Source organism: Pseudarthrobacter sp. GQ63 (assembly GCF_059758765.1).
Genome location: NZ_JCAXEF010000002.1, coordinates 262,529 through 276,838, shown reverse-complemented (window position 1 = coordinate 276,838; position 14,310 = coordinate 262,529). Strand labels below are relative to the sequence as shown.

Genomic DNA, 14,310 nt, shown 5'->3' with positions numbered 1-14,310 from the left:
AAACCGAACGCGAAGCGCAGGCCACCCCAGCCCGCGGCAGACACGGCTGCGGGGGAGCGGCGGGCCCCCGCAGAACTTTCGAAGGCGCGCCGCCCCTGGGTGTTCCCGCTGTGTCCGGAAAGGGCGCCCGGGCGAAAACATTGCTGTGGCAAGATCAGTTGGCATTCATTGGCCCGGAGACATTACGACGGCGCGGTCGCCTTTGGGCTGCGTTCGGCCACGTCACGTCGTGTGAGCGAGTTCCCTCGATGGCCGTAAGGCACCGGAACAGGGGAGGCCAACTGGCCGGGGGCGGTCCATCCCAGCCCGCTTCCAAGCTTTACTTTACATAATGTAGATTATCGGCGTTACATCAGTCAGTCCGGAAGCGGCCGGATCCGCCACCGGGACGCCTCAAAGAAACACTCGAACAAGTCCGCAGGTCAGCGCCCCGTCCACCGTTGCCTTTATCCCGCCGCTCGCTAAGAATGAACCAATGACGGTCTACGTGCGTTCACTTGAAACTGCAGTTCCGAAAACAATGCTGATCCAGTCCGAGGCCCGGGACGTTTTTGCGGCGCAGCCCGGACTGACCCGGCTCGGTTCGCGCCTGGTGGGCACATGCTTCGACGCGGCGGCCATCGACACCCGGTTTACTGCCGTTGAGGAAATGACCAACGATTTCCAGGCTGAGGACCCGCAGTTTTACGATGCCGCCACGGGCCTGCTGCTGAATCCCAGCACCAAAGTGCGCAACGAGATCTTCGGCCGCGAGGCAACCAAACTGTTCGTCGCCGCCGCCCGCGGCGCCGTCGAGGCCTGCCCGGAACTCGATTTACTTGACATAACTCATCTGGTAACCGTCTCCTGCACCGGATTCTTCAACCCCGGGCCTGACTACAAAATCGTGCGGGAACTCGGCCTGGATCCTGCCGTCCAGCGTTACCACCTCGGCTTCATGGGCTGTTATGCGGCCTTTCCAGCCCTCCGGGCCGCCAAGTTGTTTTGCGAGGCCGACCCCACCGCGGTAGTCCTGGTTGTCTGCGCGGAACTGTGCTCGCTGCACGTGCGCACCTCCAACGATCCGGACACCATCATGGGATCGGCGCTGTTCGCCGACGGCGCCGCGGCCGCCGTCGTGACAGCCAGGCCGGGCACGGAGGAAAATGCCCTGCTGCAACTGGATCACTTCGAAACCGTCCTTACTCCCGTCGGTGAAGACTCCATGGCGTGGAACATCGGCGACAACGGATTCGAAATGGTCCTGGGCAATTACGTTCCGCACATCATTGATGACCACATCGTTGGTGCGCTCCAGCCGCTCCTGGCCCGGGAGCCGGAACTCGCGGCACTCCCCTACTCCTCCATCCGCCATTGGGCCATCCACCCGGGTGGCCGGAGCATCCTGGACAAGGTCGAATCCCGGCTCGGCCTGACGGAAGAACAACTGGTCCCGGCCCGCGAAATCCTGAGGAACTACGGGAACATGAGCAGCGCCACAGTCCTGTTTGTCATCAAAAGCGTCCTGGAACAGGCCCCCGAGCCGGGAGACGAACGGATCTGCTCCATGGCGTTCGGCCCGGGGCTCACGGTGGAAACCGCGCTGTTCACCAAACTACGGCAGGCCCCGCTCCCTGTACCGGAAGAGCACAACGGGCAGGAGCGGCTGGCGGTGGAAGTTCCGGTGGCCTGAACCCAGTGGACTTCCTGCTGCGGCAGCGCGACGCCGGGGCCACGGAGATCATGGACCTGCCCGACTGCGACCCTGAGGCCCTGGACAATACGTACAGGCAGTTTGCCGTGGTTAACCGCGTGCTGTCCGGATGGCGGCGGCTGTATATTCGGGAACTGCGCCCCTTCCTTGCAGCCACCTCCCGCCCGGCGACGCTCCTGGACATCGGTTCGGGCGGCGGCGATCTCGCCACCATGCTGGCGCGCTGGGCCGCACGCGACCGGCTCACACTCCACATCACGGGCATTGATCCGGATTCCCGCGCCGCCGCCTTCGCCCTCCGCAGGCCTGCCGTTCCCAGTGTCAGTTTCCGGCAGGCCCACAGCACCGACCTTGTACAGGAGGGCAGGCAGTACGACTTCGTGATCTCGAACCATGTCCTCCACCACCTTGATGCCGGCCAGCTGCAGGAGCTGCTGGCACACTCAGAAACGCTTGCCCGGAAAGCAGCGCTCCACAACGACCTCCGCCGCAGTCCGGCCGCCTATGCCCTGTTCAGCGCTGCAGCACTTCCTTTCCGCCACTCCTTCATCCGCGCGGACGGGCTGACCTCCATCCGCCGGAGCTATTCGCGCGGGGAACTCCAGGCCCTCGCTCCCCCGGGTTGGACCGTCCGGGCCGGCAGCGCGTTCCACCAGGTCCTCGAATTCCAGGGGAACTGACATGGCCACAGATGTGGTGATCGTTGGCGGCGGACCGGTGGGCCTGTACCTGGCCGCTGCACTTCTCCAGGAGGGGGTCTCGGTCCGGATCCTCGAACAGAGGACTGAACGGAACATCCATACCCGCGCCATCGGAATCCACCCGCCTGCCCTCGACGCGCTGGACCAGGTACGACTGGCCGCCGCCATGGTGCAGGAGGGGGTGCCGATCCGTACAGGCCTTGCGGTCAGCGGCGGAAAAACGGTGGGGACCATGTCTTTCGACGGCGTTTCGGAGGCCTTCCCGTTCGTGCTGGCCCTCCCCCAGAACCGGACGGAACAGCTCCTGGAGGATCGCGTCCGTGCCCTCGACAGCGAGGCCATCGTCACGGGCGTCAGGGTCACAGGAGTGCACGACGACGGCGCACGGGCCGCCGTCGTCGTCGAACCTTCTGCTGGAGGGGAGGGTCAGCGAGATGTCACGGCGTCCTTTGTGGTCGCCGCCGACGGCGCGAGGTCGCACCTGCGCAAGGTGCTTGGCGTGCCCGTCTGTACCAAGGCCTATCCGGACCATTACCTGATGGGCGACTTTGCGGACTCCGGACACCACGGGCAGATGGCAGTCCTGTTCCTTGAATCCGAGGGAATCGTCGAGTCATTCCCGCTGCCGGGCGGTCTGCGGCGGTGGGTGGTACGGCTCGGCAAGCCGGCGGAGGCAGCAGACGCCCATCGATTGGCCGGCCTGGTGCTGCAGCGGACGGGAATCATGCCGGACGTGCAGACCAACACCATGCTGAGCGCATTCAGCGTACGGTCCACGCTGGCCCGTAGCACCGTGGCGGGACGGGCGCTGCTGATCGGGGACGCTGCGCACGAAATCAGCCCAATCGGCGGCCAGGGCATGAACCTTGGCTGGATGGCTGCCCGGGCCCTGTCGCCCCTGATCCGCCGGGGCGTGGCGGGAGAGCCCGTGGAAGGGGCACTGAAAGAGTTCGAGGTCCAGCAGCTGCGTGCCGCCGTTGTTGCCAGGCGCCAGTCCGAAATCAACATGATGCTGGGCCGTCCCCTGCGGTCACCTTTCCTGCAGCTGCGAAACCTGGCCATTGGCACCGCCGCTTCGGTTCCAGCCATTAACCGGTGGACGGCCAGGCGCTTCACCATGCAGCCGCCACGAACGCCGGAAGGGCAGGCCGGTTAGGAACCATCCCGAAAGTAGCAGTCGTAGCTGTCCTGGCTCACAATCCTGCCGTCCCTGACCTCGAAGACCGACGACGTCCTGGCGCGGATGGTCTCTCCCCTGTCCCAGTACGGCAGGTCCAGCAGGACTGTTGCCGACCAGTCCGCCTCCACCGCCACCCTCCCGCCTTCGCAGGTGGTGCGCCTGATGCTGAACACCTGGTCCGACACCACCTCCGAGCTCTGGTCAGCACCGGCAAGGACAGAGGCCAGCGTCCGGGTGGAACCCTCCGGTGCCAGGAGGTGCGGCGCTTCGACCAGCACGAAGGACTCCGCCAGGAAAGGCCGGATCTCAGCGGATCCTCCGCCTGCTTCCAGGACACGGATGAATTCCAGGACGCAGTCCAGGGCAGGGGTACTCACGGAGTGGTGTTCAGCCATGGAAAGACACTAGCCCAGGCCGGCCGGCAGGATCCCACACCGCCAGTAGGCTTTTCAGCATGAGCCACAATCCGCCGGAAACCACCCTCAGCGACGAACAGATCAGGGAAGCTGTGGAGCGGCTCCTCTCAGCGGGCACGCTGCCGCCCATCGTCCAGGCCGGCCACCCCGCCCTGCGCCAGCGGGCCACCGCTTGTGACGGACAGCTGTCGCCAGATCAGCTGGACCGGCTCATCGAACTCATGCGGCAGGTGATGCATGAAGCTCCGGGCGTGGGGCTGGCAGCGCCGCAGCTCGGCATACCGCTCCAGATCGCCGTCATTGAGGACCACTACGACGTCGACCCCGAGGCGGCAGCGCTGCGGAAGCGGAGTCCCCTGGATTTCATGGCGCTCCTGAACCCCCGGTACACCCCGTTGGGCACGGAACAGGCCTCCTTTTACGAGGGGTGCCTCTCCCTGAACGGACTGCAGGCAGTTGTTGCCCGGCCCGAAAAAGTCCTGCTGGAATTCCATGCGCCGGATGGCTCACGGGTACAGAGGGAGTTCTCGGGCTGGCAGGCCCGGATCGTGCAGCACGAGACAGACCATCTGAACGGCGTTCTCTACGTTGACCGTGCCCAGTTGCGTTCGCTCAGCAGCAACGCCGAGTACGCCGCCCGCTGGGCGGAGCCCGGAATCGGCAAAGCGCGTGAGGGGCTTGGGTTCGGTGACGGCCCCGTCGCCCTCCCCTGATGAAGGTACGGCTGACACAGGTACGGCGAAGGCAGCCAGGCGCAGCACCCTTGACTCCGCCCGCCGGGCAGCCCGTAGACAGCCCTAAGATAGAGCCTATGCCTTCCCCCGCGGACCTCCCGCTGCTGTGTCCAGTGTGTTCTCAGCCGTTGGAGCGGGTGGGGCCGGATGCCTCGGGGCAGACCCGCCTTGCCTGCGGCTCCGGGCACAGCTTCGACGCTGCCCGCCAGGGCTATTACAACCTGCTCGTGGGCAAAGGCACTGCTTTCGAGGCTGATACTGCCGGGATGGTGGAGGCCCGGTTCAACTTCCTGGCGGGCGGGCACTACCGGCCCCTCGCAGATGCCGTAGCGGCCGCCGTCGTTCCCTGCCTGGCCAGGGAACCCGCCGTCGTCCTGGACTCGGGAACCGGAACCGGACATTACCTGCGGGTCCTGCTGGACCACGCGGCCGCAGGAGGCCGGAGCGTAGCCGCCGTGGGCATGGACATTTCCAAGTTCGCCCTGCGGCGTGCTGCCCGGCTCAACGGCGAGGCACTGAACCTGGTCTGGGACGTGTGGCAGCCGCTGCCGGTGGCCGACAATTCGGTGGACGCCATCACGGTCATTTTCGCGCCGCGCAATGCCCCGGAGTTCGCCCGTGTGCTGCGGCCAACGGGCCGGCTGGTGATGGTCACGCCACGTTCCGGGCACCTTGGCTCCATCGCCGGCATCACGGGCATGCTCGGAATCGAAGAAGACAAGGAGAGCCGGCTGGCCGGGGCGATGGCCCCCCATTTCACGGTCGCGGAGACCCTCGACATCGATATTCCTTTATCGCTGACCCGCAAGGAAGCAGCCGACCTTGCCTTCATGGGACCCGCAGGGCACCACCTTGACATCAGTGCCGTCGCCGGCCGGCTTGAAAGCCAGCCCGAGACAATCCAGTCCGAGGCAAGGTTCCGCCTCACTGTTTTCCGGCCCGCGGAACCCTCGCCAGCGTAACGACTTGGCCACTATCCCCCCACAAAAGTGCAGTGCCCCCCATAAGGCGGGCGCCAGCACTACGATGGAAGGACAGTTACTGGCGGGCCCTAAACGGGGCTTCCCGTAGCGAAGGGGGAGCATGATGTTCGAATGGTTGGGCGAAAACTGGTGGGCACTGTGGCTCTCGGCTTTCCTCGCTTTTGCAGTGATCGAGATGATCACCCTTGACCTTTTTTTCATCATGCTCGGCGGAGGTACCCTCGCCGCCATGGTGGCGGATTTCGCCGGCGCGGACCCCTGGCTCCAGATCGTGGTTTTCTGCGTCGTCTCCCTGCTCATGATTGCGTTTGTCCGGCCCGTGGCCCTGTCCCACCTGAAGAAGGGGCCGTCCGAGCAGCGGACCAACGTGGACCGCCTGATCGGCGAACAGGCAGTAGTAATGGAACCCGTCTCGTCCGACAGCGGCCTGGTGAAAATCGGCGGGGACATCTGGAGTGCACGCTCTGCGGCGGGAGTCCTTCCCGCCGGACAAAAAGTAGTCGTAGCCGCGATAGACGGCGCCACTGCCGTCGTCTCGGCGGCATCGGAACCGACAGCACGTCCTGATACAGCCTGAACAATTGGGGAAAAAGGAGATGTATGGATAACGCAGGAGGAGCCGCACTCGCCATAGTGCTGGTGGTCCTGATCGTGTTTGTGATTATCGTTCTGGTCCGTGCGGTCCGGATCGTTCCGCAGGCACGCGCGGGAGTAGTTGAGCGGCTGGGCAAATACCAAAGGACCCTCAATCCGGGACTGACCATCCTGATACCTTTCGTTGACCGGCTCCTGCCCCTGCTGGATCTTCGTGAGCAGGTGGTTTCGTTCCCGCCGCAGCCCGTCATCACAGAGGACAACCTGGTGGTCTCCATCGACACCGTGGTCTATTTCCAGGTAACTGATCCGCGCGCGGCAACGTACGAGATTGCCAATTACATCCAGGCCGTTGAGCAACTGACCACTACCACTTTGCGTAACGTCGTGGGCGGGCTGAACCTGGAGGAGGCACTCACCTCCCGCGACCAGATCAACGGCCAGCTCCGCGGCGTCCTGGACGAAGCCACCGGCCGGTGGGGCATCCGGGTTTCCCGTGTGGAGCTGAAGGCCATCGATCCGCCCCACTCCATCCAGGACTCGATGGAGAAGCAGATGCGTGCCGAGCGCGACCGGCGCGCGGCCATCCTGACTGCCGAGGGAACCAAGCAGTCAGCCATCCTGACCGCTGAGGGCCAGCGGCAGGCCTCGATCCTTGCAGCTGAAGGTGACGCCAAAGCGGCAATCCTCCGTGCTGACGGCGAAGCGCAGGCCATCCAGAAGGTCTTCGACGCCATCCACAAGGGCAATCCTGATCAGAAGCTTCTGGCCTACCAGTACCTGCAGACACTGCCCAAGCTGGCTGAGGGCTCCTCGAACAAGCTGTGGATCATTCCCAGTGAGGTCGGCGAGGCACTCAAGGGAATCGGCAACGCCCTGGGCGGGACTACCCCTGAATCCGCAGGCGGCCTGTTCGACGAAGTAGGGGCCAAGCCGTCCGAACCCTAGAACCCGGCGCCCGGATTCAGCATCCTGGCCGGCCGTGAGGGAGGGATCCGCTTCAGGGCGGGTCCCTCCTTTTGGCTGTTCCACCGGGATGCCGGTATAATTGTGTATTTGTCCGGCCGGAGCAGATCCGCTGGAACAACAAAGCTTCGCGATGCGTTGAATCTAGAGATGCAGCACAGAGCACACAGTAGTCCGGCGGCGCTTCGCCGCCACCGGCTAGCGCGGTGTTGTACACCGCGAACCGACCAGAGGGAGAAATCATGAGCGATCGCAGCCTGCGGGGCATGCGCCTTGGTGCACAGAGCATGGAGACCGAGTCCGGAGTAGAGCCGGCTCCGCGCCAGCGTGTTGAGTACCGGTGCGAGGACGGCGAGCAGGTCTTCGTCACCTTCTCCTCAGAGGCGGAAATTCCTCCTGTCTGGGTTTCCAAGACCGGCAAGGAAGCGCTCCTGGTTGATGGCGAACGGCCCGACACCAGCAACGACAAAGCTGTCCGTACCCACTGGGACATGCTCCTGGAACGCCGCTCGCTGCCCGAGCTTGAGCAGATCCTCGAAGACCGGCTGACCATCCTGCGCGAACGCCGCGGAGAGCGCCGCTCCGCCTAAAGGCTATGGCCTGTTGCTCTGACAGAAAAGGGAGCCGCCCTGCACTTTCGTGCGGGGCGGATCCCTTTTCTGTTGGTTCGGCTGTCCGCCGTAGCGGCGGTGCTGCAGCCTTAGGGGCGGCCGGCTGCTTTCTTGCGGGTCAGCGTGTTCCAGCGTGCCTGCAGGCCCCACTTGGTGACGTTGATCATGGCTTCCACCACGATGTTGCCGCTCATCTTGGAGGCTCCAAGTTCCCGCTCAACAAAAGTGATGGGCCGTTCCTCGATGCGAAGTCCCATCCGGGCCACACGGAAGGCGAGGTCCACCTGGAAGCCGTAGCCGACGGAATCCACCTGGTCCAGGTTGAGCTTCTCCAGCGTTGTTCTGCGGAACGCGCGGTACCCGCCGGTGACATCCTTGATGTTCAGCCCCAGCATGAGGCGGGCGTAGGTGCTTCCCACCCGGGAAATGGCCTGGCGGTACAGCGGCCAGTTCACGACCTTCCCGCCGGGAACCCAGCGGGAGCCCATGGCAAGGTCAGCGCCCTGCTCCACAGCTTCCAGGAGCTGGGGAAGCTGCTCCGGCTGGTGGGAACCGTCCGCGTCCATCTCCACCAGCACGTCATATCCGGCGTCCAGGCCCCACCTGAAGCCGGCAATGTACGCGGCTCCGAGCCCTTCCTTGCCCTTCCGGTGCAGGACATGAACCTGGGAATCCTCAGCGGCGAAACGGTCCGCGAGCTGGCCGGTACCGTCAGGGCTGTTGTCATCCACCACCAGGACATCCGACGCAGGAACTGCCGCGCGAAGCCGCTGCAGGGTCTTGGGCAGCGATTCCAGTTCGTTGTAGGTGGGAATGATGGTGAGGACTCGCACAGGGGGCCTTTCCTGGGGGAAATGGTCAGTGCGCCCGGCTGCGAACAGATCGGCGGAGGGCGCAACTATCAATTATAGGACGGCAGCGCTCCGGTCAGGACCGCAGCGCCGGGCTTGCGTAAAGTTCGACGCCGTTGCGGACAGTCTGCAGGCACACCGGATCACTGCCGGTATCCAGGGCAGGCAGCAGCGGCGTTCGCGCCCGCGGGTCGGTGCTCCAGGACTGGACCCGCCCGTCGGCGACCTGGACCATCAGTTCCTCAACCTCCCACACAGCGAAACTCGCGGGGGCCCCCGGTACCAGTTGGCCGGCCATCGGGTCGGCGTACTTCGCTGCCCGCCAGCCCGCACGCGTGTGGCCCAGGAAGGCGGCACGGGCGGAGATCCGCTCATCCTCGTTGTGGTGCTCCAGGCACGCCCTCACGCTGGACCAGGGGCGCAGCGGCGTCACGGGGCTGTCACTGCCGAAGCAGACGGGCACCCCGGCTGCGTAGAGGGTGGCGAACGGGTTCATGGACCGGCTCCGCTCCCCCAGCCTCTGCTCATAGAGACCTCCCGGGACTCCCCAGGCAGCGTCAAACGACGGCTGGGCACTGACCGTCACGGCATACCGGGACAACACCTCGACAGCGGCCGAATCAACCATCTCCACGTGTTCAAAGCGGTGCCCGGCAGCGCGCAGCCGCTGCTCACCCACTTCCTTGGCTGCCAGTTCCAGCGCGTCCAGCGCGGCGTCCAGCCCGGCGTCGCCAATGACGTGGAAACCACCCTGGACTCCGGCAAGCGAGCACGCCGCCAGATGCGCCGCGGCCTCTTCCACGCTGAGATAAAGGTTGCCCTGCTCCTCAGGAGCATCGCTGTAGCCGGACCGCAGGGCAGCCGTCCGGGAGCCCACGGAGCCATCGATGTTCAGGTCGCCGGCGAGCCCCCGCACCGCGAAGCCAAACTGGTCCAGGAGGTTGCGGACATCCTCTTCCGAGGACGCCAGTTCCCCCCAATAGGGCAGGACCTCGGGGACCCCTGCGGTTCCGGGCGCGCCGCTGTTCCAGGCCCCTGCGAGCCGGAGGTCCTCCGCACCGCCGATATGCGGTGCCCCCATTTCCGCTACTGCCACGTAACCGTTGGTTGCAGCTTCGGACAATGCCCGCGCCTGGTGGCGTTTCAACGCTTCTTCGGGCTGGCGCCGGGTTGCCTGCCGGGCGGCCGTGTGCGCGGCCCGGCGGACCCTGGCGCCGCCGTCGAACCCGTCCAACTGACTGACTCCGGCCGCAGCGGCGAGTGACCCGGAAATCAGCGCCGAGTGCACGTCCACCCGGGACAGGTACACCGGCCGTCCCGCTGATGCCCGCTCCAGTTCCGCGGCGGTGGGGAGGCTGCTGTCCGGCCAGGCGGTCTCGTCCCAGCCGTGGCCCAGGACAGGCCCGTCACCGGGGACAGCAGCCACGGCATTGAGCAACTCCCTGGCTGACCGTATTCCGCCCAGCCGGAGGGAGTCCAGCGCGATGCCCGTCTCGGTCAGGTGGATGTGGGAGTCCACGAACCCTGGCGCCACGAGGGCTCCGCGGAGATCGATGATTTCCATGGAGCTGTCCGCGATGGAGGTGGCCGCCTGTTCGGATCCCACCCAGGCCACCGTGCCGCCGTCCACCACCATTGCCGTGGCAAAGGGGTCGGCGGCGGTGTAGACGGAGCCGTTCCGGTAAAGGACTGTTTTTGCGCGCGGGACGGGCAGCGGTTCAGGTTGGGACATACGGGGCAGTGCTCCTGGCGTTGGGGCGCGCCGGCGGGCAGCCGGCGTTGTTGGTCAGAGGACGGAGGAATAAGCCACGACACCGCGGCGGATCAGGGAAATGGCCTCGGCACAGAGCCTGGCCAGGCGGGGCTCCAGCCCGGGGATCTTGGCGAGCTGGTCCAGCAGGTCCACAACCTGCTTGACCCAGCGGACAAAGTCACCCGCGGCCAGGTCTGTGCCGCTGAGGACGTCCTGCAAATGCCGGCCCTTGGCCCACTTATAGACAGGCCAGACAAGCCCCAGTTCAGGCTCGCCGGTCAGCGGAAGCTTCTTGTCCTCTTCCACATCCTCAAGCGCGGACCATTCACGGACGACGATATCCACCGATGTCTCCAGCGAAATGCTGGGCATCCGTGGCCTCAGCCCCCGGTCTTCGCGTTTCGCCTGGTACACCAGCACGCTGGCGAGGGCCGCAACCTCCACTGCGTCCAGGTCATCGAACGCGCCAAGCCGCAGCGACTGGGAAATCAGCAGGTCCTTTTCACCGTAGATCCGCCGGAGACGCTGGCCGTCAGGGCTGATGGAGAGCCGCCCGTCCGCTGCCTGTTCAAGGTACCCGTAGGTGGAAAGGACATCACAGACGCGGTCAAAGGTCTTGGCAATTGTGTTGGTCCTGCCCTGGATCTGCCGGACCAGCCCGTCGGTTTCGCGGCGGAGCTTCCACCAGCGCTCGGACCAGCGGGCATGGTCTTCGCGCTCGCTGCAGCCATGGCACGGGTGGGCGCGGAGCGCGCGGCGGAGGTCCGCAATGCGCTTTTCCTGGTCGGGCAGGGCAGTGGCGAGGCCAAAGTCGTTGTTGCGGTTATTGCCCGGTGTGGGCGGCCGGTTTTCGCGCAGTGCATTCCGGGCCGAAGACGCCAGGTCCCGGCGGGACTTGGGCACTTTGGCGTTGAAGGACTTGGGAATGCGGATGCGCGTCACCGGAGCGATGGGTCCCTCCAGGTCGTCGGTCCCAATCCTGCGCAGCTGGTTGTCCAGCGTCAGGACGGCCGGCCGTGGCTCCCGGCTGGTGTGGTCCGAACTGAGCACAATAGCCGGACCAGGCGCCCTCCCGCCGGGAACGTCCACCACGTCACCCGGCAGCAACCGGGCCAGCGAATCGTCACTGAGCGACTTCCGGACGCGGGACTTGGTGCGGGAGCCTGCGTTTTCGGCGTCGGACAGTTCCCTGCGCAGCCGTGCGTACTCGGTGAAGTCACCCAGATGGCAGGTCATGGACTTTGCGTACCCGGCCAGCGATTCCTCCCGGCTGCGCACCTGCCTCGCCAATCCCACAACGGAACGGTCAGCCTGGAACTGGGCAAACGAGGACTCAAGGATCTCGCGGGCCCTTGCCCGGCCAAACTGTGCCAGGAGGTTGATGCTCATGTTGTAGGTGGGCCGGAAACTCGAGTTCAACGGGTAGGTGCGACGCGACGCAAGGCCGGCGACCGCCGTCGGATCCGTTCCAGGCTGCCACAGCACCACGGCGTGGCCCTCCACGTCGATGCCGCGGCGGCCGGCACGGCCGGTCAGCTGGGTGTACTCCCCTGCCGTGATATCCACGTGGGCTTCGCCGTTGAACTTGTCCAGCTTCTCGAGCACCACGGAACGGGCAGGCATGTTGACGCCCAGGGCCAGCGTCTCCGTGGCGAACACCGCCTTGACCAAACCGTCAGCGAATAGCTTCTCCACCACTTCCTTGAACGTGGGAAGCATGCCGGCGTGGTGTGCTGCGAAGCCGCGGATCAGGCCGTCACGCCAAGTCCAGAAGCCCAGGACGTCCAGGTCATCCGGCGGAATGTCCTGCCCGGCCTCATCAACGCGCTGGGCAATGATGCTCTGTTCCCTCTCCGTGGTGAGCCACAGCCCGGACCCCACGCACTGCGCCACCGCAGCGTCACAGCCCGCCCTGGAAAAGATGAAGGTGATAGCGGGCAGCAGGTCCATGCGGTCAAGGCTTGCGATGACCTGCGGCCGGCTGGCCGGGCGCACACCCCGCTCGTCTCCGCCCCGGCCGGGCCGGTCATTGCCGCGCCGTCCGCGCTGGCCGCGTCCGCCCGGTCCTCCCTGGCGGCTGCGGAAATTCTGCTGGATTTCGCTGCGCGCCACCTTCAGGAGGTCGGGATTGACGTCGAAGCCGCGCCCCTTGGTGCCGTCAGCAGACGGGACCGGCTGCGTCCCGTCGCCGTCCACAGGCGGGGCGATTTCATCGAAGGTGGTTTCCCCGGCAAAAAGATCCATGACCTGGCGGCCCACCATAACGTGCTGCCACAGGGGTACCGGCCGGTGCTCGGAGACGATGATGTCGGTGTCGCCGCGCACGGTGTCCAGCCAGGCGCCGAACTCCTCGGCGTTGGAGACGGTAGCGCTGAGTGAGACAACCTGCACCTCGCTGGGAAGGTGGATGATGACTTCCTCCCAGACGGCGCCGCGGAAGCGATCGGCGAGGTAATGGACCTCATCCATCACCACATAGCCGAGGTCGTCAAGGGTTGCCGAGTCCGCGTACAGCATGTTCCGGAGGACTTCCGTGGTCATCACGACGACGGGCGCGTCGCCGTTGATGCTTGTGTCGCCGGTGAGCAGGCCTACGTTCCCGGCGCCGTACTTCTCGGCCAGCTCGGTGAATTTCTGGTTGCTGAGGGCCTTAATCGGGGTGGTGTAGAACGCCTTGAGGCCGCGCTCCAGGGCGAGGTAGATGGCGAATTCCCCGACGATCGTTTTCCCGGCTCCAGTGGGGGCCGCCACCAGCACCCCCCTGCCCTCCTGCAGGGAGTGACAGGACTGCCGCTGGAAATCGTCCAGCTCGAAGTCGAGAGTGCGGACGAACGCTCCAAGGTACGTCGCTGCTTCGGCCCTGCGTTCGGCGCTGGCCTGGTACCGCTCTGCGGGGGAAAGCTCTTCGAAGTCAGTGGGCCCGGGAGTGAACGGTCCAGAGGAAGAAGGCCCGGTGTTGGAGGACATACCCCAAGCCTAACGGGCGCCTAGAGGTTCTTCAGCTCACTGCCCGGGGTGGCGATGTCTGCTGTTGCGTCTGTTTCAGCCGCCCGCTTCGCCTCCCGGCGTGCCCGGCGCTTGTCGTTCATCAGGCAAATGCCGATTGCTGCAAAGAACAGCACCAGGAGCGGCCCTGCCAGCATGAACATCGAAATGGCGTCGGCGCCGGGGGCCGCAATCGCGGCAAGGACGAACACCAGGAACACGGTGATGCGCCAGGCCTTGAGGATGGTCTGCCCCGAGATGACACCGGCCATGTTGATGCCCACCAGGACCACCGGCACCAGGAAGGCGATGCCCAGCACCAGGACCATCCGGGTGACGAACTCGATGTAGGTACGCGCATCGATGACGCTGGACGAACCGTCCGGAGTGAACTGGGTGAGTGCCCTGACCACCTGCGGGACCACAAGCCAGCCTGCCCAGATGCCGGCCAGGAACAGCGGGACCGCAGCCGCCATGTACCCCAGCGTGTACCGGCGCTCCTTGGAAGTGAGGCCCGGCGTGATGAAGGCCCACAACTGGTAAATCCAGATCGGGCTGGAGATCACCACGCCAATCAGCAGCGACATCTGGAGTTTGAAGTCGAAGGGGGACGCGATGGTCCCAAAGTTGATTGCCGAAAGCCCGCCCGTCTGCTGGGAGATGCGGTTGACCGGATCGGCCAGGGCTTTCAGCAGCGGATCGTAAAGTATCCATCCTCCGATGCCGCCAATGACGACGCCGATTGCCGACTTGATCAGCCGGTTCTTCAGCTCCTTGAGGTGGTCCCAAAGAGCCATCCGCCCCTCGGGGTTGGCTTTACGGGCCCGCGACAGTGCCACTGGG

The 14,310-nt window shown here is 65.3% G+C and carries 13 protein-coding genes; 8 read left to right on the top strand and 5 right to left on the bottom strand.

The window, feature by feature from the left end; genetic code table 11:
• Positions 1 to 475 precede the first annotated feature (475 nt).
• From AC6CHP_RS05740 to AC6CHP_RS05730, 3 genes are read left to right on the top strand one after another with little or no spacing between them, the layout of a single operon-like run.
• Positions 476 to 1,672, top strand: coding sequence for a type III polyketide synthase (locus tag AC6CHP_RS05740; protein ID WP_498228525.1), 1,197 nt, complete (start codon positions 476 to 478; stop codon positions 1,670 to 1,672).
• 5 nt (positions 1,673 to 1,677) lie between these two features.
• Positions 1,678 to 2,373, top strand: coding sequence for a class I SAM-dependent methyltransferase (locus AC6CHP_RS05735; protein ID WP_498228524.1), 696 nt, complete (start codon positions 1,678 to 1,680; stop codon positions 2,371 to 2,373).
• Position 2,374: 1 nt separating this feature from the next.
• Positions 2,375 to 3,550, top strand: a complete 1,176-nt coding sequence (locus tag AC6CHP_RS05730; protein ID WP_498228523.1) for an FAD-dependent oxidoreductase — start codon at positions 2,375 to 2,377, stop codon at positions 3,548 to 3,550.
• Here AC6CHP_RS05730 and AC6CHP_RS05725 read toward each other — a convergent pair.
• Entirely contained in the window at positions 3,547 to 3,969 is a 423-nt protein-coding gene (locus AC6CHP_RS05725) for a nuclear transport factor 2 family protein (RefSeq protein ID WP_498228521.1), read from the bottom strand. The two genes, AC6CHP_RS05730 and AC6CHP_RS05725, sit on opposite strands and share 4 nt — an antisense overlap.
• A 59-nt stretch (positions 3,970 to 4,028) precedes the next feature.
• On the opposite strand from AC6CHP_RS05725, the gene AC6CHP_RS05720 reads away from it, so the two are divergent.
• From AC6CHP_RS05720 to AC6CHP_RS05700, 5 genes are all read left to right on the top strand, one after another.
• Positions 4,029 to 4,703 carry a peptide deformylase gene (locus AC6CHP_RS05720; RefSeq protein ID WP_498228519.1) on the top strand — a complete coding sequence of 225 codons (675 nt, stop codon included), beginning with the start codon at positions 4,029 to 4,031 and terminating at the stop codon, positions 4,701 to 4,703.
• 98 nt (positions 4,704 to 4,801) lie between these two features.
• Positions 4,802 to 5,686: a putative RNA methyltransferase gene (locus AC6CHP_RS05715; protein ID WP_498228517.1), complete on the top strand. Its 885-nt coding sequence runs from the start codon at positions 4,802 to 4,804 to the stop codon at positions 5,684 to 5,686.
• A 124-nt stretch (positions 5,687 to 5,810) separates the two neighbouring features.
• Positions 5,811 to 6,284 (top strand): NfeD family protein, encoded by a 474-nt coding sequence (locus AC6CHP_RS05710; protein WP_498228835.1) that lies wholly within the window; start codon positions 5,811 to 5,813, stop codon positions 6,282 to 6,284.
• A gap of 23 nt (positions 6,285 to 6,307) precedes the next feature.
• Positions 6,308 to 7,249 (top strand): SPFH domain-containing protein, encoded by a 942-nt coding sequence (locus AC6CHP_RS05705; RefSeq protein WP_188729678.1) that lies wholly within the window; start codon positions 6,308 to 6,310, stop codon positions 7,247 to 7,249.
• Between the two features lie 260 nt (positions 7,250 to 7,509).
• Positions 7,510 to 7,857 (top strand): RNA polymerase-binding protein RbpA, encoded by a 348-nt coding sequence (locus AC6CHP_RS05700; protein WP_013600997.1) that lies wholly within the window; start codon positions 7,510 to 7,512, stop codon positions 7,855 to 7,857.
• 110 nt (positions 7,858 to 7,967) lie between these two features.
• On the opposite strand, the gene AC6CHP_RS05695 is transcribed toward AC6CHP_RS05700, so the two are convergent.
• The 4 genes from AC6CHP_RS05695 to tatC all read right to left on the bottom strand — a co-directional run bounded on the left by AC6CHP_RS05695 (position 7,968) and on the right by tatC (position 14,264).
• A complete protein-coding gene (locus AC6CHP_RS05695) occupies positions 7,968 to 8,711 on the bottom strand; it encodes a polyprenol monophosphomannose synthase (protein WP_188729679.1) in 744 nt (247 codons plus the stop codon).
• A 94-nt stretch (positions 8,712 to 8,805) separates the two neighbouring features.
• Entirely contained in the window at positions 8,806 to 10,461 is a 1,656-nt protein-coding gene (locus tag AC6CHP_RS05690) for an amidohydrolase (protein WP_498228514.1), read from the bottom strand.
• 54 nt (positions 10,462 to 10,515) lie between these two features.
• A complete protein-coding gene (locus AC6CHP_RS05685; RefSeq protein ID WP_498228512.1) occupies positions 10,516 to 13,449 on the bottom strand; it encodes a DEAD/DEAH box helicase in 2,934 nt (977 codons plus the stop codon).
• Between the two features lie 20 nt (positions 13,450 to 13,469).
• Positions 13,470 to 14,264, bottom strand: coding sequence for a twin-arginine translocase subunit TatC (gene tatC, locus AC6CHP_RS05680; RefSeq protein ID WP_104187123.1), 795 nt, complete (start codon positions 14,262 to 14,264; stop codon positions 13,470 to 13,472).
• Positions 14,265 to 14,310: the final 46 nt, after the last annotated feature.

What these genes read in the sequence shown, in the direction of transcription:
- AC6CHP_RS05740 (WP_498228525.1), top strand. Translation starts at nt 476, where the DNA reads ATGACGGTCTACGTGCGTTCACTTGAAACTGCAGTTCCGAAAACAATG.
- AC6CHP_RS05730 (WP_498228523.1), top strand. Translation starts at nt 2,375, where the DNA reads ATGGCCACAGATGTGGTGATCGTTGGCGGCGGACCGGTGGGCCTGTAC.
- AC6CHP_RS05725 (WP_498228521.1), bottom strand. Translation starts at nt 3,969, where the DNA reads ATGGCTGAACACCACTCCGTGAGTACCCCTGCCCTGGACTGCGTCCTG.
- AC6CHP_RS05720 (WP_498228519.1), top strand. Translation starts at nt 4,029, where the DNA reads ATGAGCCACAATCCGCCGGAAACCACCCTCAGCGACGAACAGATCAGG.
- AC6CHP_RS05715 (WP_498228517.1), top strand. Translation starts at nt 4,802, where the DNA reads ATGCCTTCCCCCGCGGACCTCCCGCTGCTGTGTCCAGTGTGTTCTCAG.
- AC6CHP_RS05710 (WP_498228835.1), top strand. Translation starts at nt 5,811, where the DNA reads ATGTTCGAATGGTTGGGCGAAAACTGGTGGGCACTGTGGCTCTCGGCT.
- AC6CHP_RS05705 (WP_188729678.1), top strand. Translation starts at nt 6,308, where the DNA reads ATGGATAACGCAGGAGGAGCCGCACTCGCCATAGTGCTGGTGGTCCTG.
- AC6CHP_RS05700 (WP_013600997.1), top strand. Translation starts at nt 7,510, where the DNA reads ATGAGCGATCGCAGCCTGCGGGGCATGCGCCTTGGTGCACAGAGCATG.
- AC6CHP_RS05690 (WP_498228514.1), bottom strand. Translation starts at nt 10,461, where the DNA reads ATGTCCCAACCTGAACCGCTGCCCGTCCCGCGCGCAAAAACAGTCCTT.
- AC6CHP_RS05685 (WP_498228512.1), bottom strand. Translation starts at nt 13,449, where the DNA reads ATGTCCTCCAACACCGGGCCTTCTTCCTCTGGACCGTTCACTCCCGGG.
- tatC (WP_104187123.1), bottom strand. Translation starts at nt 14,264, where the DNA reads ATGGCTCTTTGGGACCACCTCAAGGAGCTGAAGAACCGGCTGATCAAG.